The organism is Chryseobacterium phosphatilyticum (assembly GCF_002899825.2).
Classification (GTDB): Bacteria; Bacteroidota; Bacteroidia; order Flavobacteriales; family Weeksellaceae; genus Chryseobacterium; species Chryseobacterium phosphatilyticum.
Genome location: NZ_PPED02000001.1, coordinates 542,712 through 554,492 on the forward strand (window position 1 = coordinate 542,712; position 11,781 = coordinate 554,492).

At 37.3% G+C, this 11,781-nt stretch carries 9 protein-coding genes; 7 read left to right on the plus strand and 2 right to left on the minus strand.

Translation table 11 applies throughout. The annotated features are described in order from the left end of the window. The first annotated feature begins 118 nt into the window (after nt 1-118). From C1631_RS02465 to C1631_RS02475, 3 genes are all read left to right on the plus strand, one after another. Nucleotides 119-688 (plus strand): fasciclin domain-containing protein, encoded by a 570-nt coding sequence (locus C1631_RS02465; protein WP_109710215.1) that lies wholly within the window; start codon nt 119-121, stop codon nt 686-688. A 63-nt stretch (nt 689-751) separates the two neighbouring features. Then, nucleotides 752-1,465 carry a ferritin-like domain-containing protein gene (locus C1631_RS02470; RefSeq protein WP_109710217.1) on the plus strand — a complete coding sequence of 238 codons (714 nt, stop codon included), beginning with the start codon at nt 752-754 and terminating at the stop codon, nt 1,463-1,465. Nucleotides 1,466-1,489: 24 nt separating this feature from the next. Continuing rightward, entirely contained in the window at nt 1,490-2,305 is an 816-nt protein-coding gene (locus tag C1631_RS02475) for a ferritin-like domain-containing protein (RefSeq protein ID WP_103250208.1), read from the plus strand. A 101-nt stretch (nt 2,306-2,406) separates the two neighbouring features. Here C1631_RS02475 and C1631_RS02480 read toward each other — a convergent pair whose 3' ends face one another. Beyond that, a complete protein-coding gene (locus C1631_RS02480; protein ID WP_109710219.1) occupies nt 2,407-3,192 on the minus strand; it encodes an XRE family transcriptional regulator in 786 nt (261 codons plus the stop codon). A gap of 430 nt (nt 3,193-3,622) precedes the next feature. On the opposite strand from C1631_RS02480, the gene C1631_RS02485 reads away from it, so the two are divergent. After that, nucleotides 3,623-3,880, plus strand: a complete 258-nt coding sequence (locus C1631_RS02485; RefSeq protein WP_109710220.1) for a bacteriocin-like protein — start codon at nt 3,623-3,625, stop codon at nt 3,878-3,880. Nucleotides 3,881-4,087: 207 nt separating this feature from the next. After that, on the plus strand, nt 4,088-6,472 hold the full coding sequence (locus tag C1631_RS02490) for a TonB-dependent receptor (protein WP_109710222.1): 2,385 nt from the start codon (nt 4,088-4,090) through the stop codon (nt 6,470-6,472). A gap of 52 nt (nt 6,473-6,524) precedes the next feature. On the opposite strand, the gene C1631_RS02495 is transcribed toward C1631_RS02490, so the two are convergent. Continuing rightward, on the minus strand, nt 6,525-7,130 hold the full coding sequence (locus C1631_RS02495; RefSeq protein WP_109710224.1) for an alpha-ketoglutarate-dependent dioxygenase AlkB family protein: 606 nt from the start codon (nt 7,128-7,130) through the stop codon (nt 6,525-6,527). A gap of 271 nt (nt 7,131-7,401) precedes the next feature. Between C1631_RS02495 and dinB the strand changes: the two genes are divergently transcribed. Then, entirely contained in the window at nt 7,402-8,550 is a 1,149-nt protein-coding gene (dinB, locus tag C1631_RS02500) for a DNA polymerase IV (RefSeq protein ID WP_109710226.1), read from the plus strand. Nucleotides 8,551-8,571: 21 nt separating this feature from the next. After that, a complete protein-coding gene (locus C1631_RS02505) occupies nt 8,572-11,625 on the plus strand; it encodes a DNA polymerase III subunit alpha (protein WP_109710228.1) in 3,054 nt (1,017 codons plus the stop codon). Nucleotides 11,626-11,781: the final 156 nt, after the last annotated feature.

Consider the following 11,781-nt stretch of genomic DNA (forward strand, 5'->3'; position numbering starts at 1 on the left):
TTATTGATTTACAATATTTTATAAATAAAAACAACTTTTTTTAAATCTAAATTAAAACCATCCTCGTAAATGAAACTAAGAACACAATTAATCATAATTAATTAAAAAAATCAACACAATGAACACACGATCAAAAATCACAGTTTTAGCAATGGTAGCTTTATCATTTGCTTTTAGCGGGAAGGTAACTGCACAAACGATGAAAGAAAAAACAGTAATGGTAGGAGGAGCTGCCATGTACCCATCTAAGAATATTATTGAAAATGCCGTAAACTCCAAAGACCACAAAACACTCGTTGCTGCGGTAAAAGCTGCCGGTCTTGTGGAAACATTACAAAGCGCCGGTCCTTTCACGGTTTTGGCGCCTACGGATGCTGCATTTGCAAAACTTCCTAAAGGAACTGTAGAAAACCTGGTAAAGCCTGAAAATAAAGCAATGCTCACCAAAATATTGACGTATCATGTTTTATCCGGAAAGTATAACGCCAAAGATATATGGGCAGCAGTAGCTGCTGGGAAAGGAAAAAGTATGATGAAAACAGTAGAAGGAGAAGAACTTACATTCTGGACAAAAGGTAAAGATCTTTATATCAAAGATGCTAAAGGAAACAATGCAAGAGTAACTATAGCTGATGTAAACCAATCTAATGGTGTGATTCATGTGATAGATACGGTGTTAATGCCCTAGTTTTTGAGCAGCATAAAAATTATGCTGCTTTTCTTTTATCAAACACTAAAAAATAATAGTATTATGAAAAAAACAATTCACGTTTCTAATCAGGGAGCAACCCTTGATACCAGCAGAAGAAACTTTTTAAAATTAAGCGGAATAGGATTGGCTGTCGCCGGGCTTACTATGATAGGCTGTACGGATGATGATGATTTTCAAATGCCAGGTAACAATCAGATCTTTGACCTTGGAACAGGTGATGTTGGTATATTAAATTATGCCTACGCCCTTGAGCAACTGGAAGCAGATTTCTATACAAAAGTAGTCAACAACTTCTACTCGGGAATATCCAGTATTGAAAAAGAAATTTTTACAGATCTTTATCATCATGAGGTCGTTCATCGTGATTTTTTTAAAGCCGCCATTAGTGGGGTAACTCAGAATGTCCTTCCCAAATTAGAATTTCAGTATACCAATGTCAATTTTAATGACAGGAATTCTGTATTAGCGACTTCCAAAGCATTGGAAGATACCGGAGTAGCAGCATATAATGGTGCCGGGAAATACATTTCTAATCCGGATTACCTTGTTATTGCCGGAAAAATAGTTTCTGTAGAAGCAAGACACGCTTCAGCAATAAGAAATCTCATCAATCCCGGATCTTCAGATTTTTCTGGTGATGATGTTATTGATGCCAACGGACTGGATCTTGCCAAAGAGCCCAAAGATATCGTCATGGCTGCAGGAGGATTTATAAAAACTTCTTTTACATGGAAAGAAAGAGGTATTAATTAATCATTCACCCTTAAATCTTATATTATGAATATTCTTAAATTACTAGATAAGCTTTCCAATGATAAATTCTTCACAACGGAGGCATCCAGATTAGATACAATTACAAATATTTCTGCCTTTGGGAAGAAAGCTGCTGTAGCATCAGTTCCTCTTGGGCTTGCCAGCATGATGGCATCTCCTGTAAAGGCTGAAGAAAAAAAAGTTCAAGCAACCGGAATGTTTTTAAAAAGTACGTTAACGGATGCGCTACAACTTGCTTTAGTTCTTGAATATCTTGAAAATGAATACTACAGCATGGGTTTATCTAAAGCAGGATTAATTCCCAATGCCGACAGAGCAGTTTTTATGCAGATCTCAAAGCATGAATCTGCTCATGTCAATTTTTTAAAAAGTACACTGACTTCTTTAGGGACAACACCGGGAGCGAAACCTACTTTTGATTTTACAGCGAATGGAAATTTTTCTCCGTTTACCGACTATAATCAATTTCTTATCCTGGCTCAGGCCTTTGAAGACACTGGCGTAAGAGCCTATAAAGGACAGGCAGGAAATGTAATGTCTAATAAAGTTGTCCTGCAAGCTGCATTGCAGATTCATTCCGTAGAAGCAAGACACGCATCTCAGGTAAGAAGAATGAGGGCCAATAAAGGGTGGATAGAATTGGCTGATGGTGGAAATATGCCATCAGCAACTAATCCCGTGTATGCCGGGGAAGATAATACCAATCAGGCAGGCTATAATACGGCAACTTTATTTGGTGCCGCAGCGGGTTCGGCCGCCTATGATGAAATTCTAAGTGGAAGTGATGCTCAGACGATTGCTTCCTTATTTATAGTTTAGTGGTGTAATATTTTGACTAAGATGATGTACCCCTTTTCCAATTTTTTTTGGAAAAGGGGTCATTATTTTAATCTCACTTTATATAAAAAGGATAGAATGTATTATGCTTTTTTGCGGCGACCGGAAACTTTTCGATCCAGGTCTTTAATATCCTGTCTCAGTTCGCGGAACATTTCTTTAAAGTTGTAGCTTTCATAATCACCGGGCTCGAAATCTTCAGGGAAAATGCCTGAAGCATATTGCCATATTTCCACTACTTCTTCAAACGGAATATCATAAGGTTCATAGAAAGAGTTATCCGCACTTACACATATCGAATTATCTTTTCTTTCCTTAAAACGCTTATAGGTAATCCCATCATTCAGAGTTACAAAAACATAGGTTTTTCCCGGTTTCAGATCGCTGATGCCTTCCACATATTTTCCTACAATATAAGAACCACTTCTAAACGGAGGCATAGAATCTCCGTCTGCAGGAAACGCTCTGTATTTTCCGTTGGTTAAAAAAGGGAGTGCAATCCTTTGAAGGCTCTCAATATAGTCTACATCACTGTATCCTTCAAGATATCCCATTGATGCTTTTTGAGGAATGATTTCAATTGTATCATTACCCAGATCATCAACTGCAACAGGAAGAACAATCCTGTTATCCGGAAGTTTCATCATTTCATCTATTGGATATTTCTGAATATCTACAGATAGCAACAAGTCAATACTAACGTGGAAATATTTGGATATTTTAATCAGTAGCTCGATAGGGGGTTCAGAGATTCCGTTCTCATATTTGGAGTACCGCACACGGGAAATCGTGAGTTCATCAGCTACATTTTGTTGAGAGAGCTTTCTTCTGGCCCTTAAAAATCGTATATTATTTGAAAAAATTGACATTGATAAAAGTATGTCAGCAAAAATACAAAATTTGAGGCCTAATATATCAAGGATCTGAACAGATTTTACCTTAAAAAAACAAGAAAATGAGTTTTCCCTGACTGATTTTACTAAAATACCGCCCCCTAAAATCAATTATTGTTCAATAAAATCTTCATTAAAATGGATTTTTATTGGTTTTGACGATTTTCTACAAATAAACAGTATTTATTTAAAAATTAATAACTCTAAATTTTCAAATTTGAGATATGTTTTTTAACATTTAGAAAATCAATTAGATATAAAATAAAATGACATTTCCATCAAATAGCATTTATATTAATGAAATATTAAATTATATAAATAATATATTAATTAATTCAAAAAAATATAGCGTCGTATAATTATTATTCATATCTTCGGGATGTATTAATCATATAAAATTATAGTTATGAAAAACTTAAAAAAATTAGACAGAGACCAATTGAAATCAATTTCTGGTGAAGGACTTCTTGATCCTATCGGACAACTAATCGGAGGCGTTGTAGGCGCTGTTGGAGGTATCGTTGGAGGTCTTGGAGGTGTTGTTGGAGGAACCGTAACTGGTGTTCTTGGTGTTGTAGGAAATGGACTTTGCCAAGTACAATGTGCTGTTGGTCACGTAGTGAAAATTACAGTGGTAAGCTGTGGTGCAAACACTTGTAACTAAGAAAGCAAAAAAATTACTACCGCTCTGAAAAGAGCGGTTTTTTTTTGAAACTGGCTGTTAATTGATTTAACAGCCAGTTTTTTATTTAATTACAACCCAAAAATTTTTATACAGCAAACATAGGACATATGTAATTATTTTATCGCAACAATGTTGCAATAAAAAATAAAATTATCTAGCTTTGCCGGATTATTAAAGCATGTGTACATGAAAAAAGCTGTTATTTTTTTGATAGGAGGTGGTCTTATTTCTTCTCCTACTGTTCTGAAAGCTCAGAAACAGACAACTCAAAAGACCATACAGGACATAGAATCTGTAGAAATACAAGGAAGACTGAATCACGAAGCTACCACTATTCCAAGGAAAACCCTGGATTTTATCCAATCCAATACTTTGGGGGAAACATTGAGAAAAATTCCGGGTATTCAGAACTCAGGTTATGGACCTAATGCAGGAGCTCCTGTTATCCGAAGCCTCAGCGGAAACAGGGTCAGAGTACTTGAAAACGGAATGTCTGTTAATGATCTTTCAGGAATAAGCCCGGATTTCAATATGGATATTGAAATGGATAATGTACAAAGTATCAATATTTACAAAAACTCTGCTTCAGTTCTGTATGGAGGAAAAGCCATTGGTGGGGCAATAGATGTTGAAACCAATTATATTGCCCGTCAGCTTTCTTCAAAAAAATTCAATATCAATGCCCTGCTTGAAGGAGGAAGCAACAGCGGACAAAGACAGGCATTTTCAGCCAAAGGCACCCTTGCCAAAAACTGGGTTTTAACTGTTGGCGCAAGTAATCAGAAACAGGATATCGTCAGAATTCCCGGAAAATCTAAGGACAGCAGATGCTATGATCCGAATCTGGTTGGATTCAACAGTATCCTACAGTCACTCTGCCAGTTGAATGTTGACTCCAGAAATGTACTTAATATCAGTCTTTTCCCTTATATCAGCCAGTTCGCTATTGATCATATGATAGAATATGAACTCTCACAGGATGATCTTTATACATTCAGTCCTACCTATTATAATCCTTCGGATGGTAAATATTATCCTAATCCTAAAAATGACAAATACATTTCCGGCCAGGATCCCACCAAAGATCGTTACCGAAGCGAGGTAAACAGTATTAATGATATTGTCCCGCAGAAAGATGGTGTTATCCCCAACAGCCATTCTGAAAGTAATTCATTCTATATAGGAACAAGTTATATCGGAAAATCATTTTATGTAGGAGGTGCTTATCAGAATTCGTATTCCTATTTCGGAGTTCCGGGTTATGCAATGCCTAAAATGCCGGCTCATTCTCATGGGAAACCCCAGAAAAAGATAGAATATTTACCCATCAATATAAAAAGCTTTTCTCATAAAGCAATGTTTGAATCTGCTTACAAGTTCAATAACTTCCCAATTGCCAGTATAAAACTGAACTATATGGGTGTTTTTTCAAAAAATATGGAACTCCTTGACCGATACAAAGCGAATCAGTTTACTATACAGCAACATAATGGCCGCCTTGAAATAGCTCAGCAAAAATTGAAATTTCTGACCGGAACCACAGGTGTTGAAGTACAGTACAGGGATATGGAAGGAAAAGGCAGCCAGCGATACCTGCCGAATAACATCAGTCGTGAGATCGGAATTTTTACTATGCAGCATCTTGATTTCAACTTTCTTGAATTAGACCTGGGCTACCGAAATGATCACGTACAACGTAGAGCAGAGGCGGATAACACCTACAAAAGAAGCCGTGGCCTCTCCGGAGGAAACCTTAACAGGAGAGACTTTACGCTCAACCAGCTTCATGCCGCTGCTCAGTGGAATATCTTTAAAAAAGCCTATCTGAAAGTACAGTATAATCATTCCGAAAGAGCCCCTGAAGTAAACGAACTATACTCAGGAAACAACCATTTTGCTATTCTGACGGAAGAAAACGGAGACGACAGACTGGATAAAGAAACGGCAAACACTATAGAAATAGGCGGTGGGCTTAACCTAAAAAACATTCGTCTTTCTGCCAATTGGTATCATACCAACTATAAAAACTATATCTATCTGGCTCATACCGGGCTGTCACGGGAAGTCTTCCTCGTTAAAGAATGGCGTTCTGATGATACCGAAGTTAATGGAATAGAGGCCGAGGCAGCCTATAAAATAGATCTTCAAAAGTTCGGTAAATGGGAGATAGGCTCTTATTATGATCTGGTAAGAAATATCAGTGTTGCCGATAGTTCTATCAGAAAATGGAGCGACGGAGATTATATGCCTAATATGCCTACCAGTCGTTTGGGATTCAGTCTGACGGGAAGCATACAAAACTTTAGTATCAACGTAGGTCTGGATCATTATTTAAAACAAAAATATTTAGGAAAAAATATTAATCCGGAGCTTCCTATGCCAGCATTTTCGCTTCTTAATGCCCGTATTGCCTATGAAGATAACAGTTTGAAAATAGGAACTATAGAATACTATATCTCAGGAAGTAATCTTTTAAATACAGAAGCCAGGCTTCAGAATTCCCAATTGAAATTCCTGAGCCCTATGGCAGGAATCAATATTTCTGTGGGGGTAAAAATAAAAATATCATAATCATATTAATTTTATCCGCTGTTATCACTCATAAACTGATAGCAACGGTTTTTTATCTGACCAGCCGAAAAGTCATATTAATTCGGGGTTTCATCGGCAATGTAGATTTGGCAATCCGATGCTCCCAGTTCATCTGAAGATCACCTTTCATAATCAGCAAAGAACCATGAGGCAAAGGCAGGCTGTATTTGTTGGAATGATCATCAACACTTCTGAAATCAAAATTCCGGGTTTGCCCGAGGCTTACGGAAGCAATAACAGGTCGGTTTCCCAACTGACTTTCTTTGTCGCGATGCCAGGCTACGGAATCATTTTTATCCCGATATAAATTTAATAGCACAGAATTGAAGGTATACTCTGTAGATTTTTCAATACGATGCTTGATTTCAAGCAATTCCGGTAACCATGGATGAGCAACAAAACGGTTATCTCCCAGTTGATAAGTCTTCTTTTCATCACCATACCATGCTGTTAAACGTGGTGTTAAAACCATTTTATCATACATTTTCTGTGTTCTCTGTTTCCACGGAACTTTTTCCATCAGAAGTTCAGCAAGTTCAGAGGCTTCGTTTGGGGTTAAAAAATGTTCTGTGTATTCCAGCAATTCTTTCGGAAATTGGTAATATTCTTCTGTGTTGAATAAGCTAAGTTGTTCCATTATTAAAAATCATTTATCTTTTCCGGAAACTTTATTCTCCAGCTCCCGGATATCTTTTTAAGTTCAAAAAACATTTCTTTACTATAAGTCGGAGGTTCTCTATTCAGCAACATATCTTGAGTGCGTAATCAATAAATAATCGGTCAACTCTTGTTTAATTTTTTCTTTCTTACCTCTTAAAAGCCTTATGTTATCTGGAAAAATTGATTTTGTTCCAAAAAATATCAACAAAAATACAAATTTTGTTCAAAAACGTAACTAAATTTGTACCATGGAACGTGCGATTGTACATATGGACCTGGATACTTTTTTTGTATCCTGTGAAAGGCTGAACAACTCAAGTCTCCACGGAATCCCTCTGATCATAGGGGGTGGCGACCGTGGAGTAGTGGCCTCATGTTCTTATGAAGCCAGAAAATTCGGGGTGCGTTCAGCGATGCCGATCCGTATGGCGCTCAGGCTTTGTCCTGATGCCAGAGTCATCAGAGGGGATCATGAAATGTACTCTAATTTATCACATCTTGTTACAGAAATTATCCAAAGTAAAGTTCCTGTGATGGAAAAAGCCAGTATTGATGAGTTTTATCTCGATTTATCAGGAATGGATAAATTTTTTGGCTGCTATCAATGGACAAAAGAAATTGCTGAGACCATCACTAAAGAAACAGGGCTCCCGATAAGTTTTGCGCTATCAACCAATAAAACTGTTTCAAAAATTGGAACCGGAGAAGCAAAACCCGTTGGAAGAATGGAAATCAGAGAATTGGAAGTCCAGCCATTTTTAAATCCTTTATCCATTAAAAAAATTCCAATGGTGGGAGATAAAACCTTTCAACTGTTATCAAGGATTGGAATCCGGACGATTCATACTTTATCTGAAATGCCGGTACTCGTTCTGCAGCAAATGATCGGAACTAATGGAAAAGAACTTTGGAAAAAGGCCAATGGGATTGATGAAAATCCTGTTGTTCCGTATTCTGAAAGAAAATCGATCTCAACCGAGAGAACTTTTACTACGGATACCATGGATATTATAGAGTTAAAAAGACTGATTTCAGCAATGGCAGAGCAGCTTGCCTATCAGTTGAGACAGGAGAAATGGCTAACTTCCACAGTGGTCATCAAAATACGCTACGCCAATTTCGATACAGAAACCAAGCAATGTAAAGTATCTTATACCTCTGCAGATCATACATTGTCAAGAGTAGCCCTTGATCTCTTCAATAAAGCCTACACCCGAAGAATGAGGCTTCGGCTGATAGGCCTTCGGTTTACAGGGTTAGTGCATGGAAACCATCAAATGAATCTTTTTGAAGATACAGAAGAACAAATGAGTCTCTACCAAACCATGGATGCTATTAAAAACAGATTCGGATCAGATGCAATCGGAAGAGCTTCCGGTTTCGATTTCGGCAAATAAAATAGTAAAAATCAATACAGTATGTTTCTCAATTGCCATTCTTACCACAGTCTTCGTTATGGAACGCTATCTATAAAAGAATTGGTAGCACAAGCTCTTACTTTGGGCATTACAGAACTTGTTCTTACCGATATCAACACCGTCACGGGAATTTATGAATTTAAAAAAGAATGTGAAGATAAGGGGATAAAACCTATTCCCGGTGTTGAAATCAGAAAAGATGGGAAACTTCTTTATGTAGCTATAGCCAGAAAGTTTTCAGGGATTGGCGAGATCAATAAAGTCATTACAGATCATAACTGCGATGGTAAAGAACTTTGTGAAACGGCTCCTGAACTGAAAGACGTATTTATTGTTTATCCGATGAGAAATATTCCTTCAGAGCTGAAAGATAATGAGTTTATAGGAGTAAGAGCAGACGAATTAAACTTTCTGATACGTCCCGAATATGAAAAGTATATTTCTAAAATGGTCGTTCTCCATCCCATTACTTTTAGTACTGATGAAGAATATGAATTGCATAAAATTCTCCGGGCTATTGATCATAACACATTACTTTCCAAACTCACTAAAACAGAAGTTTGCCGTAGATCTGAATATTTTATTTCCGAACAACATATTATAAAAGCATTTGAAAGGTATCTTCAGATTATTGAAAATACAAGGAATATTCTTGAACAAAGTAGCTTTGAATTTGATTTTAAAAAAGTAAAAAACAAACAATACTATACAAAATCCAAAGAATCTGATGTAAAGCTTCTTAGAAGACTGGCTTTTCTGGGATTGAAAAAACGCTACGGAAAAGATCATACCATCGCAAAAGAAAGAGTTGAAAAAGAACTGCAGGTTATTGATGAGCTCAACTTCTGTGCCCATTTTCTGATCACATGGGACATTATCCTTTACAGCAGCAGTATGGGATTTATGCATGTAGGACGAGGAAGTGGTGCCAATTCCATTGTCAGTTACTGTCTGGGGATTACAGACATCTGCCCTCTGGAACTTGATCTTTATTTTGAACGGTTTCTCAATCTTAACCGCCAGGTACCTCCGGATTTCGATATCGACTGGAGCTGGCAGCACAGAGATACTATATTGGAGTACATTTTCAACAAATATGGGAAAGACCATGTGGCTTTTTGTGGAACGAATGTTGAATTTAAATACAAGTCAATTTTCAGGGAAGTTGGAAAGGTTTTTGGCTTGCCTAAAGAAGAATTGGATGACCTGACAAGCAAATCAGCAGAAAGACATGATTCAAATTCTGTGGTAAAACTAGTCGAGAAATATGGTAAGTTATTGGAAAAATTTCCTAACCAGAGAAGTATGCATGCCTGTGGCATCCTTATTTCGGAAGAACCCATTACCCATTACACCGCATTAGAAATGCCGCCTAAAGGGTTTCCGATTGCTCAGTTTGATATGAATGTGGCGGAAGACATCAAAATGGAAAAACTTGATATTCTGTCTCAACGAGGGCTTGGAACCATTAAAGATACAGTAGACCTGATAAAAAAAACAAGGGGAATTGATATTGATATCTGGGACACCAGGATTTCCAAAGATGAGCAGAAAGCCAGCGAATATCTGGCCATAGGAAAAACTATCGGATGTTTTTACATAGAATCTCCGGCAATGAGGGGACTTTTAAAAAGATTAAAATGTGATAATTACAGAATACTGGTGGCTGCTTCCTCAATTATCAGGCCTGGAGTTGCACAAAGCGGAATGATGCGTGAATACATATTCAGGCACAATAATCCTGACAAATTTGAGTATTTTCATCCCATATTTGAAGAACACCTGAAGGAAACGTACGGGATTATGGTATATCAGGAGGACGTTCTGAAAATTGCTCAGTATTTTGGAGGGTTATCTCTGGCTGATGGAGATATTTTACGAAGGGCGATGAGTGGAAAAGGCAGGTCCATCCAAAAACTCCAGGAGGTAAAAGCCAATTTTTTTGAAAAATGTATAGAAAAGGGACATTCGGAAGTACTTACTACTGAAGCCTACAGACAAATTGAGTCATTTGCCGGATATTCTTTCTGTAAAGCGCATTCGGCTTCTTATGCCGTAGAAAGTTATCAAAGTCTTTACCTGAAAGTATATTATCCATTGGAGTTTATGGTTTCTGTGATCAATAATCAGGGAGGTTTTTATCGCACAGAAGTTTACATTCATGAAGCAAAAATGTCGGGAGGAACTATTCAGGCGCCATGCGTTAATGCCAGTGAATATCAGACAACATTGAGAGGAACAGATATTTATCTGGGGCTGATGCTTCTGGAAGGGCTTGAAAAAAGAGTAGCCCATGGGATTGTTGAAAACCGTGAAAAAGATGGAGAATATAAATCGCTGGAAGATTTTATCCGTCGTATTCCTGTAGGAATTGAAACGATTCAGATATTGATCTTTATTGGTGCATTCCGTTTTACAGGGAAACCTAAAAACGAATTGCTGGTTGAAGCACGGTTGTTATTGGTGAATTTTAAACCTGAACAAAGAGGGCTTATGCTGATTGAGGAACCTGTTCAGGAATTCAAACTTCCTCAATTGAAAAGAGAACCGTTTGAAGATGCTTTTGATGAAATCGAACTGATTGGTTTTCCGGTTTCGTGCAGCCCTTTTGATTTACTGCAAACGAAATACAGAGGTTCAATTTTCGTAAAAGACTTGTTGCAGTATCATAAAAAACAGGTAAAAATGTTGGCCTATCTTATTGCAAGAAAGCATGTTCCTACCAAAAAAGGAACGATGTACTTCGGAACCTGGATTGATGTGAATGGTGATTATTTCGATACTGCACATTTTCCGGATAGTCTGAAAAATTATGATTTCCAGGGAGGTGGCTGCTATCTGCTATTGGGAACGGTAGAAGTTGATTTCCATTTCCCAACCATAACGATTCATAAGATGGCAAAAATGCCGATGATTCCTGATCCACGCTATGCGTATGATAAAGACAAACAATATGATATCCACCGGCAAATTAAAGAGGATGTAAGCATGACCTTTAGAAAACCTTATCCACAGGAGCATGAGATAGGTTTACCCAGAAGTAAAACCCTGTGAAAAAACCGGATAACAGGCGAAACAAATACAAGGGTAGGAGTTGTAGTATTGGCTCCTTTCCTTGAATTGATAAGAGAGTAAAAATGTCTGATATAATGTAAGCTTGTTTATGACAAATACTATGTGTATATCTTGTTCAGACGTTTACAAATTTTC

Excerpts from the sequence above, each read along its gene's own strand:
- C1631_RS02465 (WP_109710215.1), top strand. The coding sequence starts at position 119 with ATGAACACACGATCAAAAATCACAGTTTTAGCAATGGTAGCTTTATCA.
- C1631_RS02470 (WP_109710217.1), top strand. The coding sequence starts at position 752 with ATGAAAAAAACAATTCACGTTTCTAATCAGGGAGCAACCCTTGATACC.
- C1631_RS02475 (WP_103250208.1), top strand. The coding sequence starts at position 1,490 with ATGAATATTCTTAAATTACTAGATAAGCTTTCCAATGATAAATTCTTC.
- C1631_RS02480 (WP_109710219.1), bottom strand. The coding sequence starts at position 3,192 with ATGTCAATTTTTTCAAATAATATACGATTTTTAAGGGCCAGAAGAAAG.
- C1631_RS02485 (WP_109710220.1), top strand. The coding sequence starts at position 3,623 with ATGAAAAACTTAAAAAAATTAGACAGAGACCAATTGAAATCAATTTCT.
- C1631_RS02490 (WP_109710222.1), top strand. The coding sequence starts at position 4,088 with ATGAAAAAAGCTGTTATTTTTTTGATAGGAGGTGGTCTTATTTCTTCT.
- C1631_RS02495 (WP_109710224.1), bottom strand. The coding sequence starts at position 7,130 with ATGGAACAACTTAGCTTATTCAACACAGAAGAATATTACCAATTTCCG.
- dinB (WP_109710226.1), top strand. The coding sequence starts at position 7,402 with ATGGAACGTGCGATTGTACATATGGACCTGGATACTTTTTTTGTATCC.
- C1631_RS02505 (WP_109710228.1), top strand. The coding sequence starts at position 8,572 with ATGTTTCTCAATTGCCATTCTTACCACAGTCTTCGTTATGGAACGCTA.